Origin of the sequence: Kitasatospora acidiphila (assembly GCF_006636205.1) — a bacterium.
GTDB lineage: Bacteria > Actinomycetota > Actinomycetes > Streptomycetales > Streptomycetaceae > Kitasatospora > Kitasatospora acidiphila.
The window spans coordinates 1,329,943-1,347,666 of record NZ_VIGB01000003.1; the positions used below are offsets into that span (position 1 = coordinate 1,329,943).

The 17,724-nt window shown below is 72.8% G+C and carries 17 protein-coding genes; 6 read left to right on the forward strand and 11 right to left on the reverse strand.

The window, feature by feature from the left end; translation table 11 throughout:
• Positions 1–19 precede the first annotated feature (19 nt).
• On the forward strand, positions 20–1,264 hold the full coding sequence (locus E6W39_RS06805) for an MAB_1171c family putative transporter (protein WP_141632758.1): 1,245 nt from the start codon (positions 20–22) through the stop codon (positions 1,262–1,264).
• A 2-nt stretch (positions 1,265–1,266) separates the two neighbouring features.
• Positions 1,267–2,442, forward strand: a complete 1,176-nt coding sequence (locus tag E6W39_RS06810) for a cytochrome P450 family protein (RefSeq protein ID WP_141632759.1) — start codon at positions 1,267–1,269, stop codon at positions 2,440–2,442.
• Positions 2,443–2,983: 541 nt separating this feature from the next.
• Here E6W39_RS06810 and E6W39_RS06815 read toward each other — a convergent pair.
• The 3 genes from E6W39_RS06815 to E6W39_RS06825 form a co-directional block, all read right to left on the reverse strand.
• Positions 2,984–3,946, reverse strand: a complete 963-nt coding sequence (locus tag E6W39_RS06815) for a pirin family protein (RefSeq protein WP_141632760.1) — start codon at positions 3,944–3,946, stop codon at positions 2,984–2,986.
• A 69-nt stretch (positions 3,947–4,015) separates the two neighbouring features.
• A complete protein-coding gene (gene rpe, locus E6W39_RS06820; protein ID WP_141632761.1) occupies positions 4,016–4,699 on the reverse strand; it encodes a ribulose-phosphate 3-epimerase in 684 nt (227 codons plus the stop codon).
• 122 nt (positions 4,700–4,821) lie between these two features.
• Positions 4,822–5,625: a methyltransferase domain-containing protein gene (locus E6W39_RS06825; RefSeq protein WP_228718005.1), complete on the reverse strand. Its 804-nt coding sequence runs from the start codon at positions 5,623–5,625 to the stop codon at positions 4,822–4,824.
• 65 nt (positions 5,626–5,690) lie between these two features.
• Between E6W39_RS06825 and E6W39_RS06830 the strand changes: the two genes are divergently transcribed.
• Positions 5,691–6,542 carry an SDR family NAD(P)-dependent oxidoreductase gene (locus E6W39_RS06830; protein ID WP_141632763.1) on the forward strand — a complete coding sequence of 284 codons (852 nt, stop codon included), beginning with the start codon at positions 5,691–5,693 and terminating at the stop codon, positions 6,540–6,542.
• Positions 6,543–6,628: 86 nt separating this feature from the next.
• Here the strand turns inward: E6W39_RS06830 and E6W39_RS06835 are convergent, their stop codons facing one another.
• From E6W39_RS06835 to E6W39_RS06845, 3 genes are all read right to left on the reverse strand, one after another.
• Entirely contained in the window at positions 6,629–7,600 is a 972-nt protein-coding gene (locus tag E6W39_RS06835; RefSeq protein ID WP_141632764.1) for an aldo/keto reductase, read from the reverse strand.
• 155 nt (positions 7,601–7,755) lie between these two features.
• The gene (locus tag E6W39_RS06840; RefSeq protein ID WP_141632765.1) at positions 7,756–8,547 is read right to left on the reverse strand and encodes an ABC transporter permease; all 792 of its coding nucleotides are present in this window, start codon (positions 8,545–8,547) and stop codon (positions 7,756–7,758) included.
• A complete protein-coding gene (locus E6W39_RS06845; protein WP_141632766.1) occupies positions 8,547–9,569 on the reverse strand; it encodes an ATP-binding cassette domain-containing protein in 1,023 nt (340 codons plus the stop codon). Before E6W39_RS06845 ends, E6W39_RS06840 begins: the two co-directional genes overlap by 1 nt.
• Positions 9,570–9,698: 129 nt before the next feature.
• On the opposite strand from E6W39_RS06845, the gene E6W39_RS06850 reads away from it, so the two are divergent.
• Together E6W39_RS06850 and E6W39_RS06855 are read left to right on the forward strand one after the other, a co-directional pair.
• Positions 9,699–10,454, forward strand: a complete 756-nt coding sequence (locus tag E6W39_RS06850; protein ID WP_141632767.1) for a TetR/AcrR family transcriptional regulator — start codon at positions 9,699–9,701, stop codon at positions 10,452–10,454.
• A 127-nt stretch (positions 10,455–10,581) separates the two neighbouring features.
• The gene (locus E6W39_RS06855) at positions 10,582–10,968 is read left to right on the forward strand and encodes a RidA family protein (RefSeq protein ID WP_141632768.1); all 387 of its coding nucleotides are present in this window, start codon (positions 10,582–10,584) and stop codon (positions 10,966–10,968) included.
• Positions 10,969–10,975: 7 nt separating this feature from the next.
• On the opposite strand, the gene E6W39_RS42685 is transcribed toward E6W39_RS06855, so the two are convergent.
• Genes E6W39_RS42685 through def form a run of 4 tightly spaced genes read right to left on the reverse strand, consistent with a single transcriptional unit; the run spans position 10,976 to position 14,806 of the window.
• A complete protein-coding gene (locus E6W39_RS42685; protein ID WP_267286676.1) occupies positions 10,976–11,740 on the reverse strand; it encodes a nucleotidyltransferase domain-containing protein in 765 nt (254 codons plus the stop codon).
• Between the two features lie 46 nt (positions 11,741–11,786).
• Positions 11,787–13,217: an RsmB/NOP family class I SAM-dependent RNA methyltransferase gene (locus E6W39_RS06865; RefSeq protein WP_181799137.1), complete on the reverse strand. Its 1,431-nt coding sequence runs from the start codon at positions 13,215–13,217 to the stop codon at positions 11,787–11,789.
• Between the two features lie 52 nt (positions 13,218–13,269).
• Entirely contained in the window at positions 13,270–14,205 is a 936-nt protein-coding gene (gene fmt / locus E6W39_RS06870; RefSeq protein ID WP_141632771.1) for a methionyl-tRNA formyltransferase, read from the reverse strand.
• 55 nt (positions 14,206–14,260) lie between these two features.
• Positions 14,261–14,806 carry a peptide deformylase gene (gene def / locus E6W39_RS06875; RefSeq protein ID WP_141632772.1) on the reverse strand — a complete coding sequence of 182 codons (546 nt, stop codon included), beginning with the start codon at positions 14,804–14,806 and terminating at the stop codon, positions 14,261–14,263.
• 134 nt (positions 14,807–14,940) lie between these two features.
• Here def and E6W39_RS06880 point away from each other — a divergent pair, with 134 nt between their 5' ends.
• Complete coding sequence (locus tag E6W39_RS06880) at positions 14,941–15,471, forward strand: hypothetical protein (RefSeq protein ID WP_141632773.1); 531 nt, start codon at positions 14,941–14,943, stop codon at positions 15,469–15,471.
• Between the two features lie 169 nt (positions 15,472–15,640).
• Here E6W39_RS06880 and E6W39_RS06885 read toward each other — a convergent pair whose 3' ends face one another.
• Positions 15,641–17,722, reverse strand: coding sequence for a primosomal protein N' (locus E6W39_RS06885; protein ID WP_141632774.1), 2,082 nt, complete (start codon positions 17,720–17,722; stop codon positions 15,641–15,643).
• Positions 17,723–17,724 lie beyond the last annotated feature (2 nt).

Consider the following 17,724-nt stretch of genomic DNA (forward strand, 5'->3'; position numbering starts at 1 on the left):
TCCCAAAGGACCCTCACCCGTGATCAGCGCCATCTTCGGCGGCATGCCCGTCCTCCTGCTGGCTGCGTCGCTCTACTGGGCGCTCAGACGCCGCCCTGGCCAACGACCGCCCGGCACCCTGAGCATGTCCGCGTTCCTCGCCTGCTTCGCTGTAGCCTTCAGCGCCTACGCGCCGGCGATCCGCGCGCTGGAGGATTCGATCTCGCTCGACTTCTCCCGCCTGGTGAGCAACTCGGCGACCCTGTCAGCAGCAGCGGCCGTGTCCTCAGTGCTGCTGTTCCTCAACCATCCGGCGCCCGAGGCCCGGCGCCGGCTCCGGGTCCGCCTGCGCCTGCTGGCCCTGGCCGTCTCCACGATGGCCGTCGCATTCGCGCTGACCCCGTCCTCCCTCGTGTGGAGTGCTGCCGAAGCCCACGGATCCCTGGACGAGGCACCCACCTCCCTGCACCTCTACTCGCTGGCCTACATCTCCTACCTCGCCTACACGGTCTTCGACTGCCTCACCCAGACGTGGACCCGGGCACGAACCGCCCCCCGGGCCAGCCAGCGACTCGGGCTTCGCACAACCGCCGTCGGCTGCCTCTTCGCTCTCGCCTACACGGCCTACAAGGCCGTCAACGCCCTTGCCGCAGTATTCGGTTGGGAAGCCATCCCCGGTAAGGAACGCTGCACAAGCCTCTTCACCCCGGCGAACTGTGCCCTCAGTGTCACCGCTCCGGCAATCGGCGTGCTGCTCATCACCCTCGGCCTGACAATCCCTGCCGCCGTCTGGCCGGTGACGCGCCACCTGCAGCGGCGCTGGGAGCTGCGGTCACTTGCCGAACTCGAACCGCTCTGGCGCGACCTCACCACCGCGATGCCCGAGCTCGTCCTCGACCCGGACACCGGCGTCTCGGAGCCCGACTTCCTGCTCCAGCGCCGAGTCATCGAGATCAACGACGCCGTCCTGACTCTGCGGCCCTACCGATCGCTCGCGATCCAGCAGGCGGCCACCCACGCGGTGGAGCGCAACCAACTCGCCGGCACAACTGACGGCGATGCAGTCATCGAAGCCGCTGTCCTATCTGCCGCGTTGCAAGCCATGGTCAACGATGACTGCCCGGAGGTCGAGCAGGCTCCGCAAGCGCCGGGCACCGCGGCCCGCGCGGGAGACCTCCGCGCGGAAACCGCGTGGCTACGCTCGGTGGCACGGGCCTATGTCGCGAGCGACATCGTCCGAACTGCCGTGCAGCACCGATCGATTCCCGCGACCGCGAACGGATGACCATGAGCAGCCCCTTGCAGGACCCCGAGTTCCTCCGGAACCCGTATCCCACGTACGCGGCTCTCCGGAGCACCGGGCCAGTGCAGAAGCTCCCCAGCGCCGGCGGCCGGTCCGGCTACCTGGTCACGGGTTACGCCGAGGCGAGGGAGGCGTTCGCCGACTCCAGGCTGTCGAAGGACACGAAGCGCTTCTTCGCCGGCCAGGACACCGGACGCAACCTCCACCCTGCCGTCTCGCAGAGCATGCTGGCCACCGACCCGCCGGACCACACCCGGCTGCGGCGCTTGGTGACGAGCGCGTTCACTCCCGGCGCGGTCGCCCGCCTGCTCCCGTACATCGCCGCCGTAACCGATTCCCTGCTCGACACATGGGTGCCCGGCGAACAGGTCGACGTCATCGAGAGCCTCGCCGTCCCGCTGCCCGTCACCGTCATCTGCCAGCTGCTGGGAGTCCCCGAGCACGACCGCGCCGCTGTGCGCGCCTGGTCGAACGACCTCTTCGCGGCCGGGCAGCCCACTCTGGTCGACGCGGCGTCCCACGAGGTCGCCGACTACATGAGCGGCCTCATCGCCGCGAAACGCCGTGCGCTGGACGACAGCCTGCTCGCAGACCTGATCCGGGTCCGCGACGGCGAGGACCGACTCAGCGAGGACGAACTCGTCTCTCTCGCAGTGCTCCTGCTGGTCGCCGGCCATGAGACCACCACCAACCTGATCGGCAACGGCCTGCTGGCTCTGCTCCAGGCGCCCGGCTCGCTCCAGCGGCTCCGCGCGGAGCCCGGCCTGGTCGAATCAGCAGTCGACGAGTTGCTTCGGTACGACTCCCCGGTGAGCACGGCGACCTTCCGGTTCGCCACCGAGACCCTGGTGATCGGCAGTACTGAAATCCCCGCCGGTGCCCCGGTGTTCATCGCACCCGGTGCTGCCAACCGCGACCCCGCCCGCTTCCCGGATCCGGACCGGCTCGACCTCGACCGAGACGCCAAGGGTCACCTGGCTTTTGGCCACGGCATCCACCGCTGCCTGGGAGCACCACTCGCCCGTGCCGAGGCAGCGATCGCTCTTCGGGCGGTTGCCCACCGATTTCCACATCTCCGGCTAGCGGTCCCAAGTGCGGAACTCGAGTGGCAGCACACTCGGCTCATGAGGGGAGTCCAATCGCTTCCCACCATTCCGTGACGGGCACAGCGACCGCGTCCCAGGCAGCCAGCAATCAAGGGCCGGACATGCGAGGACGTCCAGCGCACGGGCTGCTCGGACTCAGGAAGAGCCTTCCGAGGCGTCGGTGAGCCCTCCTGGTCCCGGGCGAGGCCCGCGTGAGCGTAGCTGCCCATCGCTCACCCACACCTCGCTCCGGTTTACACGCATTCGGCTCCATCCGCCTGGCCAGCGGTCAGCATCGTTCCTACCGCGCACCTGACCGACTTCTGGCACCCGAGTCAGCACTCCACCCCACGGGTCCAGAGTCGCTGGCCACAAAGGCCAAGTGGCCTAGACCATTTGCCTGACGATCCGTCAGAAAAGTCAGCAAAAAGTCAGCATCAGTACGAGCAGACCCTGCTATACGCGCGTAAACCTGAGAACGATTCACGTTCCAGAAGGTCTCGCGAACCCCACCCATCAAGGACCTGCGCGCATGCCCTCAGGGGCCCCAGTGCGGCAGCCACACACCCAGCGCCCACCACCTCACGCCGCTCGCTGCATCGGACATTTCCGCAGGTCAGCGCGCCCTCCCTCGCGGCTTCAGTCCTACCGCCGGCATCTCTGGGGCCCGCAGTCGCGCCCCGTCGTACCCATGCACATCGCCGAACCGGAGCCCCTTTTCCCAGTCCTCTCGTGCTTGTACGATCTCCTCACTGGAGCGGCCCACGAAGTTCCACCACATCAGCACCTGCTCCTCGAACGGCTCGCCGCCGAGCAGCAGCAGGGTGGCGTCGGTGCGGGCCAGGAGCGGGAGTTGGCGGCGGCCGCAGCCGAGGTAGAGGAGGGAGCCGGGCTCCAGGCGGACGCCGTCGACGTCGGCGCTGCCGCTGATCGCGAGGGCGGCGTACTCGAACTCGGGCTCCAGGGGCAGCAGTCGAGGGGTGGTGGACTCGGTGAGGGCCAAGTCGACGCCGACCAGCGGGGTGTAGGTGGTGCCGGGTGAGGCGGCGCCGTCGACGGAGCCGAGGATCACGGTGCCGTGCAGGCCGGCGATGTCGACGATGGGCAGCTCGGGGTGGTGCTCGAAGGCGGGGGCGGTGTGCCGGTGGGCGTCGGGCAAGGCCACCCACAGCTGGGCGCCGTGCAGCAGGCGCGGGTGCTCGCGCGGGGACTCCTCGGAGTGCGAGATGGCCCGGCCGGAGGTCATCAGGCCGAGCTCACGCGGGCGGATCGTCTGCAGGCTGCCCAGGCTGTCGCGGTGCAGCACCTCGCCGTCGTGCAGCCAGCTGACGGTCTGGAGTCCCAGGTGGGGATGGGGTGGGACCTGCATCCCCGGCTCGTCGGCGATGTCGTCGGGGCCGTAGTGGTCGACGAAGCACCAGGCGCCCACCATGCGGCGGCCCAGGGTGGGCAGCAGGCGGCGCACCTGGGTGCTCTCGCCGAGCTGCACGGTCCGACCGGTCAGCAGGTCGTGGGTCGGACCGGCGCTCGCGTCACCGCTGCACAGGGTGGCCGTTGGCTTGAGATCGAGGTTGCTCACCGCACTACGGTAACCAGCTGACGGCTGATCAGCCGGGATGACGGCAGCGTTGAGGAGCAGGGCGGGGAATCAGTGCGCGCAGGCCCAGGGCGCGGCCGCGGTGGCCGTCTCGGCCTGGGCCCGCAGGGCGCGGACGGCCTCGGCCGGGTCGGCGGCACCGTAGACGGCGGAGCCGGCGACGAAGACGTCGGCTCCGGCCTCGGCGCACTGCTCGATGGTGCCGGCCGAGACCCCGCCGTCCACCTGGAGCCAGAGGCTGAGGCCGTGCTTGCTGATCAGCTCCCGGGTGCGGCGGATCTTGGGCAGCATGATGTCCAGGAAGGCCTGGCCGCCGAAGCCGGGCTCCACGGTCATGATCAGCAGCATGTCGAGCTCGGGGAGCAGGTCCTCGTAGGGCTCGATCGGGGTGGCGGGCTTGAGCGCCATCGAGGCACGGGCGCCCTTGGCGCGGATCTCGCGCGCCAGGCGGACGGGGGCGGCGGCGGCCTCGACGTGGAAGGTCACCGAGCCGGCGCCGGCCTCGACGTACTGCGGGGCCCAGCGGTCGGGCTGCTCGATCATCAGGTGGCAGTCCAGCGGGATGTCGGTGGCGCGGGCCAGCGACTCGACCACCGGGATGCCCAGGGTGAGGTTGGGGACGAAGTGGTTGTCCATCACATCGACGTGCAGCCAGTCGGCACCCCGGACCGCCTCGGCCTCCTGGGCGAGGCGGGCGAAGTCCGCGGACAGGATGCTGGGGCTGATCTGGGCCATGGCGGTTGAACCTCACGATGTCTGCACGGTGTCGGCGGGATCTCGGCGACTGGGCCCGCCGGGTCGGCCGGGCCCGGTTCCATCATCTCCCGAACCGGGCCGGCCGCTGCGAACGGGTCCGGTCAGGCCGGCTCAGCGGCCCGTTCCAGCACCACAACGTCATATCGTTCGAGTACTTCTCCATCACCGTCAGCAGGTCCGGCAGCGGGCTCCACCGAGACCGCCGCGTCCAGGCGGGCCAGGCCGGCCGCGAACTCGGCCTCGCTCAGCACGCCGAACTTGGACTCGGCGCGCAGCGCGTACCGGTCGCGCAGCTCGGCCAGGTTGCGGGCGATCGGCTGGGCGAACGAGAACACCCTGGTGACCGCGAACCGGCCGCCGCCGGTGAAGTCGGCGAGCAGCTCGGCCTCGGCGGGGAAGCGCCGGGCGTCATGGGCGAGCAGTTCGGGCCAGTAACGGTAGACCGGGGCGTCGAGGCGTTCGCGCACGGTGGTGCGGATCACCACGCGCCCGCCGGGGCGCAGCACTCGGGCCAGCTCGCGGGCGGCGGCGGGCCGGTCGGGCAGGTGGTGCACCACGCGGGAGAGCAGCGCCGCGTCGCAGCTGCCGGCGTCCAGCGGCAGGGCGTCGGCGGTGCCGAGCCGGTAGTGGACCCGGGGGTGGCCGTGGTGCCGGGCGGCCTCGGCGAGCATCGGCTCGCTCGGGTCGACGCCGACGATCTCGGCCTGCGGCACCTGCTCGGCCAGTGCGGCGCAGAAGATCCCGGTGCCGGCGCCGACCTCCAGGATGCGGTCTGCATCGCCGAGTTGACTGGCTATCAAGTCGGCCCAGGCGCGCAGCGAGGCGCCCGGCAGGTCGTTGCCGCGCTCATAGGCGGCGGCGAGTCGCGGGTCGGCATGTGCGATGTCCTTGAAAATCCCCACCACGTCCCTTGGTTGTAGCCTTACGATACATACTGACTCGAAACTGTGCGCTTCCAGGAGCTGAAACCGTGTCATCCCCCCGCACCATCCTGATCACCGGCGCCACCGACGGACTGGGCCGCGGCCTGGCCCTGCGCCTGGCCTCGCCGGACACCTTGCTGATCCTGCACGGCCGTTCCGAGCAGCGGGCCGCCGAGGTCGCCCGCCAGGTCCGCGCCAAGGGCGGCGCCGCCGAGGTCCGGCTGGCCGACCTCGCCGAGCTGCGCCAGGTCGACCGGCTCGCCGACACCGTGCTGCGCGACTTCGACCGGCTGGACGTCCTGGTCAACAACGCCGGCGCCGGTGGCGGCGCACCCGGCGCCGATCGCCAACTCAGCGCAGACGGCTATGAGTTGCTGTTCGCCGTCAACTACCTGGCGGGCTACCACCTGACCAACCGCCTGCTGGAGCGCCTCAAGGCCGCGCCGGCGACGCAGGGCCCCTCGGGCGAAGGCCGGGCGAGGATCGTCAACGTCTCGTCGGCCGGTCAGGCGCCGATCGACTTCGCCGACCCGCACCTGACCCGCGACTTCAGTGGCGGCACCGCCTACTGCCGCGCCAAGCTGGCGCAGATCCTCTTCACCTTCGATCTGGCCGAGCGGCTGGCCGCCGAGGGGTCCGCGGTCAGCGTCAACGCGCTGCACCCGGCCAGCTACATGGCCACCACCATGGTCCGCGAGGCCGGGGTCGAGCCGTGGAGCACGGTCGACGAGGGGGTGGACGCGACCATGCGCCTGGTGACCGGCGAGGCCGGTGCGGTCGGCGGCCGCTACTTCAACGGCACCCAGCCGACCCGCGCCCATGCCCAGGCCTACGACCCCGGGGCCCGGCAGCAGTTGCGGGCGCTCTCGGCGGAGTTGATCGCCAAAGCGCTCGCCTGACCTGCTGACCCCCGAAGCACTCCGCTGACCCGACCCTGGCAACGGCCGGACCCATCCGCACCCCGCGCCCGGCCCCCGCGCCCGGCTCACCAAGCGTAGTCCTCCGGCGCCGTCTTGTGGCCGGGGAAGATCTCGTCCAGCCGGTCCAGGGTCTTCTGGTCCAGCGTCAGATCGAGGGCAGCCAGTGTGCCGTTCAACTGCTCGATGGTGCGCGGGCCGATGATCGGGGCGGTCACGGCCGGGCGGCTGAGCAGCCAGGCGAGCGCGAGGTCGGCGGGCTGGTGGCCGAGCTCCGCGGCGAGGTCCTCGTACGCCTGGATCTTGTCGCGGTGCTTCTCCAACTGCTCCACCGCGCGCTCGCCCTGTCGGCGCTTGCCCTGCTGCTCCTTGCCCAGCACTCCGCCGAGCAGCCCGCCGCCCAGCGGGGACCACGGGATCAGGCCGATGCCGTAGTGCTCGGCGGCCGGCGCCACCTCCAGCTCGACCGCGCGGTTCAGCAGGTTGTAGTGCGACTGCTCGCTGACCAGGCCGAGGAAGTTCCGGGCCCGCGCGGCCTCCTGGGCGCGGGCGAGATGCCAGCCGGCGAAGTTGCTGGAGCCCACGTAGAGGATCTTGCCCTGGGCGACCAGGGTCTCCATCGCCTGCCAGATCTCCTCCCACGGAGTCTGACGGTCGACGTGGTGCATCTGGTAGATGTCGATGTAGTCGGTCTGCAGGCGGCGCAGGCTGGCCTCCACCTCGCGGCGGATGGCCAGTGCGGAGACGCCGCGCTGGTTGGGCCAGTCGCCCGTGGGGCCGTAGAGCTTGGTGGCGAGCACGGTCTTCTCGCGCCGGCCGCCGCCCTGGGCGAACCAGCGGCCGATGATCTGCTCGGTGATGCCCTCGCCGCGAACCGCGCCGTAGACGTTGGCGGTGTCGAAGAAGTTGATGCCCAGCCCATGGGCGGCATCCATGATCTGGTGGGCGTCGGACTCCTCGGTCTGCGGGCCGAAGTTCATGGTGCCCAGGCAGAGCCGGGAGACGCTGAGGCCGGTGCGGCCGAGGTTGGTGTATTCCATGATCCAAGCCTCGGGCGCACCGACCGCTTTGTCCAGGGGACTTGCTCGTCATGAACCGGTCTTTGCCGAACGGGTCCTTCACGGACCGGTCTTTGCCGAACGGGTCCCTCATGGACCGGGGTTTGACGAGCCGGCTCCTGACGTCCTGTCAGTGGTCAGCGGCCGTGCCGGCTGTAAGCCCGGACGGCCAGCGGCGTGCAGACCACAAGGAGCAGCACGGTCCAGCCCAGGCAGGCCACCAGCGGGTGGTGGAGCGGCCAACCGGTGGCCGCGCCACCGGGATTGCCGAACTGCTCACGGCAGGCGGCGACCAGCGAGCTGACCGGGTTCCACTCGGCGACCACCCGCAGCCAGCCGGGCATCCCGGCGGTGGGCACGAAGGTGTTGGTCACCATCGCCACCGGAAAGGTGAGGATGGAGAGTTGACCGGCCACCTCCTCCCGGCCGGCCAGCAGGCCCAGGCAGGTGCCCAACCAGGTCATCACGAAGCGGAAGAGCAGCAGCAGGCCGAACCCGGCCAGCGCGTGGTCGATGCCGCGGTGCGCCCGCCAGCCGGTGGCCAGGCCGACGGCGGCGAGCAGCGCCATCACCACCACGCTGACCGCGAGGTCGGCGAGCGCGGTGCCGAGCAGCACGCCGCCGCGCGAGACCGGCATCGAGCGGATCCGGTCGGCCGCGCCCCGGTCCAGGTCGCGCGCGGTGCCGACCATGGTGGGCATCAGGCCGTTGACGGCGGTCATCGCCAGCAGGCCGGGCATCAGGAACTCGCGGTAGTTGCCGCCGGGCACGGTCATCGCGCTGCCGAAGACATAGCCGAAGACCACCACCATCACCACCGGCACGGCGAGCGAGGCGACGACGAGGCCGGGCGAGTGGCGGTAGTGCAGCAGGACCCGGCGGGCCGAGGTGGCGGCGTCGACGGTGGGGCGCAGGGCGAGGCTGCTCATCAGGCCGCCACCTCCGCCGCCACGTCGTTCTGAGCAGCGCCGTCGGCGGCACCCGCCACCGCACTGTCGGCGCCGGTGAGCGCCAGGAAGACGTCGTCCAGGGTGGGTGTGCGCAGCGCGACGTCACGGGCCGTGACGCCGGCCGCGTCCAACTCCCGTACCACGGTGGGCAGCGAGACCTCGACGCCGGGGCGGGAGATCACCTCGACCAGCAGGCGGTGCGGATCGGCGATCGGCTCGCCTTCGGTCAGTGCGGCCAACACCCGCTGGGCATACGGCAGTTCGGCAACGCTGCCGACGGCCACCTCGACCCGGGCGCCGATCGACGCCTTGAGTCGCTCTGGTGGTCCGTCGGCGATCGCCCGGCCCTGGCCGATCACCAGCACCTGGTCGGCGAGCCGGTCGGCCTCGTCCAGGTACTGGGTGGTGAGCAGCACGGTGGTGCCGGTCTCGGTCAACTCCCGTACGGCGTCCCAGATCTCACCGCGACTGCGCGGGTCGAGGCCGGTGGTGGGCTCGTCCAGGAAGAGTACGGGCGGGCGGGTGACCAGGCAGGCGACCAGGTCCAGGCGGCGGCGCAGGCCACCGGAGTAGCCGCGCACCAACCGGTCGGCGACGTGGGCGAGGTCGAACCGCTCCAGCAGTTCGGCGCTGCGGCGGCGGGCCTCGCGGGCGCCGAGGTGGTGGAACCGGCCGACCAGGTGCAGGTTGTCGCGGCCGGTGAGCCCCTCGTCCACGGCGGCGTGCTGGCCGGCCAGGCCGATGCTGCTGCGGACCCGCTCGGCCTGCCGGACCACGTCGTAGCCGGCCACGCTGGCGCTTCCTTCGTCCGGAGTAGCGAGGGTGGCGAGGATCCGCACCGCGGTGGTCTTGCCCGCGCCGTTGGGTCCGAGCAGGCCGTAGACGGTGCCGGCCGGAATGGCGAGGTCCAGGCCGTCCAGCGCGGTGGTGCTGCCGTACCGCTTGACCAGGCCCTGGGCCCGGACCGCGAGGTCGGCGACTGCGGCGGGTTCGTGGGTCATGGCTCTGCCCTCTCTCTAAGTACATCGTACGTAGAAGCGCTTGCGCAAGCATCGTACTACGTACGTGGTACGTGGTTAACCCCGCGCATGGCGATCGACTTCGTAAGATGGGGCCCGAGGTGATCGTCCGTGCCGTCCCGCAAGACCCCCGCCGACTCCGCAGTACCAGCGGACTCGGCCCATCCCACCCGCTCCGACGCGGGCCCCGAGCTGATCTGGCTGCGCCCCGAGCGGGCCGGACGCGGGCCGCGCCCCGCGCACAGCCGAGCCTCCATCGCGGCGGCGGCGGTCGCCCTGGCCGACGCCGAGGGGCTGGAGGCGGTGACGATGCGTCGGATCGCTGCTGAACTGGGCGCGGGCACCATGTCGCTCTACAACTACGTGCCCAAGAAGGAGCAGTTGTTCGACCTGATGCTGGACGCGGTGGTCGCCGAGTACCAGCTACCGGACGCACCGAGCGGCGACTGGCGGGCCGACCTGCGGATGCTGGCCCACCAGCAGATGGACATTCTGCGCAGGCACGGCTGGGTGACCACCGTCATCCGCCAGCGGCCGTCGATCGGACCGAACAGCCTGCGCGTCACCGAGTTCTTCCTCGGCGCGGTGGCCGGGTTCGATCTGAGCGGCGGCGCCAAGATGGAGGCGCTGGCCATGCTCAACGGCTCGGTCTGCCAGTTCGCCGACTTCGAGCGCGCCACCACGGCCGCCGCCACCAGTCCGCAGCGCTGGCAGCTCGAACTGGCCGGCTACCTCGGCCAGGTGGCAGCCGGTGGCGACTACCCCAACCTGACGGCCGCACTGGGCTCGGGCGGTCCACCGCCCGACGCCGGCGCCTCGTTCGAGCGCTACCTGGACCGGCTGCTCACCGTGCTGTTCCAGGCCTGACCGTCATGGGCACGCGCCTGCCGCGCGGCTGTCGTGCGGCAGGCGCGCGCAACTGCCGGGCGACTGTTAGGCGCGCAACACCGCGAACGCTGGACCGCGCGCCCGCCCCTCCCCTAGCGTCGTGATCATGACTGAGCGACGCGCCATTCTCAGCGGTTCCACCTTCGAGGAGCAGATCGGCTACGCCCGCGCCGTGGTGGACGGCGACTGGGTGCACGTCTCCGGCACCACCGGGTTCGACTACGCCACCATGACCATCTCCCCCGACGTCACCGAGCAGGCGGAGCAGTGCCTGCGCAACATCGGCGCGGCCCTGACCGAGGCCGGCTGCGACTTCCGCGATGTGGTCCGGGTCCGCTACCTGCTGCCCGAGCGAGCCGACTTCGAGCCCTGCTGGCCGGCGCTGCGCGAGGCCTTCGGCGAGGTGAAGCCGGCCGCCACCATGATGGTCTGCGGGCTGGCCGACCCCCGGATGAAGATCGAGATCGAGGTCTACGCCCGCCGCCGCGGCTGATCCACGGTCAGGAGCGGTGATCGGCCACGACCTGGCCGATCCCGCACCGCATCACCCGCCGCGTCTCGGTCGCCCGCCGCGACTGCCAGCGCCACCCGGTCGCCACCGGCTGCCCGTGCCGGCGTCGGCGCACATCCGCCAGCAGCTCCGCCGAGACGCCGAACTCCGGCAGTACATCGAGTGCCTGACTCTTCGTCAGCAGCCTGCCGTCCCGCAGGGTGACGCTCGCCCGGGCCAGCGTGGTGAGCCCGACGTCCACCCAGTCGTCACGCCGCCAGCGGAGCCAGTGCGCCGTGGCGGGGAGCCAGAACTCCGTGAGGTCGGCCCGGATGAACCGGTGCAGCTCCGCCTCCCCCACCGGGGGCAGCAACTCCCCCGGCACCGGGCCGAGGTAGCAGCGGCCGCCGAGCTCCAGCTCCCGCCGGGTCACGACGGTCACCGGCCGCTCCAACAACTCCCGGTGCGCCCAGGTGAGATGCTTCAGCGCCGGGTCGGCCAGCCGGTCCGGCAGCAGGTAGGAGCAGTGCAGCTTCTCGGCCAGCGGCGACTCCCGCTCCAACTGCCGGTGCAGCTCGACCAGTCGGGCCCGCCCGGCGGCATCCGGCGCCCGCTCCAGCACCGCGAGCAGGTCCAGGTCGCTGCGCCCGGGCTGGTAGTCGCCGAGCGCCAGCGACCCGTGCGCCCACAGCGCCGTCAACGGCAGCGCCGCGCCCAGCAGTTCGGCGAACCGCTGGACCAGCCGCTCGGTCGCGGCATCCGATCGATTGTCCACGAAAGCACCCCCTCCCGGCCACCCTACGGGAGGGGATGAGCCTTCGTCAGGAAGTCCGCCGCAGCAGCGCCAGGTACATCGCGTCGGTGCCGTGCAGATGCGGCCAGAGCTGAACGTCCGGCCCCTCGCCGAGGCTTGGCACGCCCGGCAGCAGCGGGCGGGCATCCACCCACTCGACGTCGCCCCGGTCCCGCAGCACGTCGTCCACCACGCTGCGGGTCTCCGCCAGGTGCGGCGAGCAGGTGGCATAGCCGACCACGCCGCCGACCCGCACAGCCGCCAGCGCCGAGCGCAGCAACTCCCGCTGCAGCGGGCCGAATCCGGCGACGTCCTCGGGGCGCCGGCGCCAGCGGGCCTCGGGACGGCGGCGCAGCGCACCCAGCCCGGAGCACGGCACGTCGACCAGCACCCGGTCGAAACTGCCGGGCCGCCAGGCGGGCTTGGTCCCGTCGGCGGTGATCACCTGGTAGGGGCCGGGGTTGCCGTCCAGGGCGCGGGCCACCAGGCGGGCCCGGTGCGGCTGCCGCTCCGAGGCCACCAGGGCGGCGCCGCGCTCGGCGGCCAGCGCGCCGAGCAGCGCGGCCTTGCCGCCGGGGCCGGCGCAGGCGTCCAGCCACAGCCGGTCGCCGCCCGCCACCGGTGCGTTGGCCAGGGCGAGCGCGACCAGCTGGCTGCCCTCGTCCTGCACACCGGCCTGGTTCTGCTGCACGGCCGTCAGCTCGGCCGGGTCCCCGCCCTCGGCGAGGCGCAGCGCGTACGGCGACCAGCGGCCCGCGGAACCGGCCTCCACCTGCTCGGCCAGCTCCTCGACCGCGATCCGCCCCGGCCGCGCCACCAGCGTGACCTCGGGGCGCTCGTTGTCGGCCCGCAGCAGCTCCTCGATCGCGGCCCGCCCGGCGGAGTCCGGCTGCCAGCGGCCGAGCGCGTCCCAGAGCGCGGCGACCACCCAGCGCGGGTGCGAGTGGACCACGGCGAGGTGGTCCTCGGCGTCCTCCTCGAACGGCGGGGCGACCTGGGCGATCCAGGCGTCCAGGTCCTGAGCGCTGATCCGGCGCAGCACCGCGTTGACGAACTTGGCCCGCCCGTCGCCCAGCACCACCCGGGCCAGCTCGACGGTCGCGGAGACCGCCGCATGGGTCGGGATCCGGGTGGCGAGCAGCTGGTGGGCGCCGAGCGCCAGCACGTCGAGCACCGGCGGGTCGACCTCCCGCAGCGGGCGGTCGATGCAGGCGGCGATGATCGCGTCATAGCTGCCCTGCTGGCGCAGCGTGCCGTAGACCAGTTCGGTGGCCAGTGCGGCGTCGCGCCGCTCCATGCCCTGCTTCTCGGCCTCGCGCAGCAGCGGCGGCAGCACCAGGTTGGCGTAGGCGTCGCGCTCGTCGACGGCGCGCAGGGCCTTGAAGGCGGTGATCCGGGCCGGGTCCTTCTTGGGGCGTCGGTACGGGCGGGCGGGGCGCTTGGCGCTGGATGTGCTCACTGTGATGCCTTAATGTGCTGCGGCGCTATCGAGGTCAACTGTACGGCGACGATCAGCCGCCGAGCTGCTCACCGCTCTCGATGCGGGCCCCGCGCGCCCAGTCGGCCGCCCGCATCGCCTTCTTGCCCTGCGGCTGCACCTCGCCGAGCTCGATCTCGTGGCTGCCGGTGCCGACCCGGACGCTGTTCTTGCCGACCGCCAGCACGCCGGCGGCCAGCCCGGTCTGGCCGGGGAGCAGCTTGACCGGGCCCGCGACCTTCAGCCGCTCGCCGCGGAAGGTGGTCCAGGCGCCGGGCGCCGGGGCGCAGCCGCGCACCACCCGGTCGATCCGCAGGGCGGGGTGGGACCAGTCGATCCGGGCGTCCTCGACGGTGATCTTCGGGGCCAGGGTGATGCCGTCGACGGGCTGCGGGCGGGCGATCAGGGTGCCGTCCTCGATGCCGTCCATGGTGGCGGCCAGCAGGCCGGCGCCGGACCGGGCGAGCCGGTCGAGGAGTTCGCCGCTGGTGTCGGTGGGCCGGACCTCCTCGGTGATCACGCCGTAGACCGGGCCGGAGTCGAGACCGCGCTCGATCAAGAAGGTCGAGGCGCCGGCCACCTGGTCGCCGGCCAGCACGGCGTGCTGCACGGGCGCCGCGCCGCGCCAGGCGGGCAGCAGCGAGAAGTGCAGGTTGACCCAGCCGTGCTCGGGGATGGCGAGCGCCGGCTCGCGCAGCAGTGCGCCGTAGGCGACCACCGGGCAGCAGTCGGGCGCCAGCTCGGTCAGCCGGGCGAGGAACTCCGGGTCGCTGGGCTTCGCCGGCTTGAGCACCTCGATCCCGGCCTCGGCCGCCCGCTGCCCGACGGGGCTGGCCACCAGCTTGCGCCCGCGCCCGGCGGGGGCGTCGGGCCGGGTGACCACCGCGACCACCTCGTGCCGGTCGGAGGCCAGCAGGGCCTCCAGGGCGGGGACGGCGACGTCGGGGGTGCCGGCGAAGACGAGACGCAAGATGACGGCCTTTCGGAAGTGGCAGAAGCAGTAGCAGGGACGGGTCGGGAAGGGTTCAGCTGATCGGGCCGAAGGTGCTGTGCGGGGATATCCGCACCTCGGGGGCCGGCTGCCCGCCCCAGTCGGCCTCGCGGATGGCGCGCAGCGCCTCCTTGCGGAGCTCCCGGTCGAGGCGGTCGATGAAGATGATCCCGTCCAGGTGGTCGGTCTCGTGCTGGATGCAGCGGGCCAGCAGCTGGGTGCCCTCGATGGTCACCGGGTCGCCGTACTCGTTGAAGCCGCGGGCGACCACGCCGTGGGCGCGCCGGGTGTCGAACCGCAGGCCGGGCAGCGAGAGGCAGCCCTCGGGGCCCTCCTGCTCGTCCTCGCTGAGGCTCAGGTCGGGGTTGATCAGATGCCCCGTGACGCCGTCCACGTGGTAGGTGAACACCCTTAGCGAGATGCCCAGTTGAGGGGCCGCCAGGCCGGCGCCCGGGGCGTCGAGCATGGTGTCGGTGAGGTCCTTGACCAGGGTGCGCAGCTCCTTGTCGAAGGTGGTCACCGGCTGCGCCTTGGCGCGCAGCACCGGGTCGCCGAAGATCCGGATCGGCTGGATCGCCACGGGTCACTCCCTCTCAGACGGCACAGCTTGTCAGTCTAGTTGGTGCGGTACGCGTGACCCCGGGGCATGGTCCCGCGTTGGTCAAGTGAGATTGACCAACAAGGAGAGTCACTCCGGAAGGTGGCCTGAGCACAATGGCCGAGCAGATCAACCACGACACCCGGGCGCGGGCCAGCCTGCACCTGCTGGTGCGTGACATCGAACGCGTCCGCCGCCAGGTGGACGCCCTGCGCACCCTCACCGCCCAGCTGGGCAATGTCTACCGCCCGCGCCGCCCCAGCAGCTCCGGCGGCTTCGTGGTCTACGGGCGGGCGCCCGCGCCGACCGTCCGCCTGGCCCAGGAACTGCGGGAGAGCGTGGAGACGCTGGTCGCGGCGGCGGTGGAGTTCGACCGGGCGCTGGGATTCTCCTGGGACTCGGTGGGGTCGGCGCTCGGGGTGACCAAGCAGGCGGTGCACCGGCGGTACGGGATGCGGCGCTCGGCCTCCGAGCTGCTGGGCGCGGCCGGTGGCGCGCTGCCGCAGGGCCCGGGCGTGGGGGCGCCGCTGTCCCCCACCGGCGCCCCGCGTGACGACGAGGCGCCGCAGCCGGCGCCCGGCGGCCTGGCGCGCACCGTCCCGGCGGCCCGGCAGGGCGGGCTGGACCGGCACGGGGTGCACAGCTGACGAAGCGTCAGTTCCCGTTGGCCTGACTGGATTTGCGCGGGAAGTCGGCTCACTCGACTTCCCGCGCAGGCGCCACCAGCCGACTCTCCGCGCAGGGGCGTCACCCACCATCCGACGACTCTCCGCGCAGGCACCACCCGCCATCCGACGGCTTCCCCGCGCCCAGGCGTCACCCGATGTCCGGCGGATCGATCCGCACCTTGACCGGCTCCGACCCCCGCAGCGCCAGCCGCGCGATCTGCGCCGCCTTCAACGCGGCCGCCAGCGCACCGCCCTGCCCCGGGCGCACCCGCAGCAGCGCACGCTCCTGCTCCTCACCGCGCAGCGGCGGCAGCGGCACCGGCCCCAGCACATCGGCCCCCTCCGGCAGCCGGGCCACCCCCAGCAGGTCCTCGACGGCGCTCGGCGTGCCGGTGACCGAGGCCATCCGGGAGACCGGCGGGAAGCCCAGCTGCGCCCGCTCCGCCAGCTCCGACTCGGCGTGCCCGAGCGGGTCCCAGCGGACCAGCGCCTGCACCGGGCGGGCCGTCGGCTCGGCCACGACCACCACCGTGCCGCCCTCCTCCGCGGACCGCACCAGCGCGGCCGCCGCCAGCCAGAGCCGCATCGCCTCCTCGGCGGCGCGCAGGTCGGGGCGGTTCAGCAGCGCCCAGCCGTCCAGCAGCAGGGCGGCCGCGTAGCCGCCCTCGGCCACCGGTTCGGCCCCCGGCGTGGAGATCACCAGCGCCGGCTCCCCCGTCACCTCGGCGAGCACCGCCTCCCGCCCCGAGGTCCGCACCGGGATCCCGGGGAACGCCTTGCCCAGCTCCTCCGCCGTCCGCCGCGCCCCCACCACCTGCGCCCGCAGCCGGAAGGACCCGCACTCCACGCAGTGCCAGTCGGCCTCCTCGACCCCGCACCAGGCGCAGCGCAGCGCCTGCCCAGCGCCCACGGCCTCTAGCGGCCCGGCGCAGTGCGCGCACCGGGCGGGTTCGCGGCAGCGCTCGCAGGCCAGCCGGGGCACATAGCCGCGCCTGGGCACCTGCACCAGGACCGGGCCGGAGCGCAGCGCCTCGCGGGCGGCCTGCCAGGCCACCGTGGGCAGCCGGGCGGCCTGGGCGGCTGCGTCCCGGGCCTGGTCGGTGTCGGTCACGGTGCGCACCTGGGGGGCGGTGGCGCGCACCACGGCCCGTTCGGCGACCAGCGGGCGGGCCCAGCCGGTGGCCAGCAGCTGGGCGCCCTCGACGGTCGTCGACAGGCCGCCGACCAGCACGGCCGCGCCCTCCTCGGCCGCGCGCAGCAGCGCCACCTCGCGGACGTGCGGGTGCGGGGCGCGCGGGTCGCTGTGGCTGCTGTCGCCGTCCGACCAGACCACCAGCAGGCCGAGGTCGTGCACGGGCGCGAAGACGGTGGCCCGGGTTCCGATCACGGCGTGCACCGAGCCCCGGCTGACGGCGAGCCAGTTCCGGTAGCGCTCGCGCGGCCCGAGGTCGGCGGTGAGGACGACGTGGCGGTCCGAGTCGCCCAGCAGTCGAGCCAGCGCTTGGTCGACGCGCGCCACCGCCCGCCCGTCCGGCAGGACGGCCAGGGCGCCGCGCCCGCCGGCCAGGGCGCCGGCCACCGCGCGGGCGATCTCCTCGGGCCAGGTCGGCCCGGGCAGCGCCGTCCAGACCGCGCGCGGCGCGTGCCCGCCGGCCAGTGCGGCCAGGAACTCCGGGCCCTGCTGGTAGCGCCGCCAGCTGCCCGGGTCGGGCACCGGGGGCGGCGGCAGCGGCGCCGGTGACGGCTCGGCCTCGGCCTTGGCGTGCCGTGGCGGCACGGCCAGCTGCAGCACGTCGGCCAGGGTGCCGGCGTAGCGGTCGGCGATGGTCCGGCTGAGCCCCAGCAGCGCGGGCGTCAGCACCCGCTCCGGCGACAGCACCTGCGCCAGCGGGGCCAGCACCCCGGGGTAGTCGCTGGCGGGCAGCCGGGCCACGATGAACCCGTCGTGCAGCTCGCCGCCCTCGCGCCGCCCGGCGGAGGTCATCCGGGCGCCGAACCGCACCCGCACCCGCACCCCGGGCTGCGCGGCCTCGGCCATGGCCACCGGGACGGCGTAGTCGTAGTACCGGTCGAGGTGGAGCAGGCCCTTGTCGACCACCACCCGGGCGACCGGCAGCTCCTCGGCCAGGTGCGCCCCCCGCCAGGTGCGCGGCTTGGCCCGGCGGACCGTTTCGCGGATCAGCGCCAACTGCTCCGGCTGCCCGTTCTCGGGGGCGTTCTCGCTGCTCATCT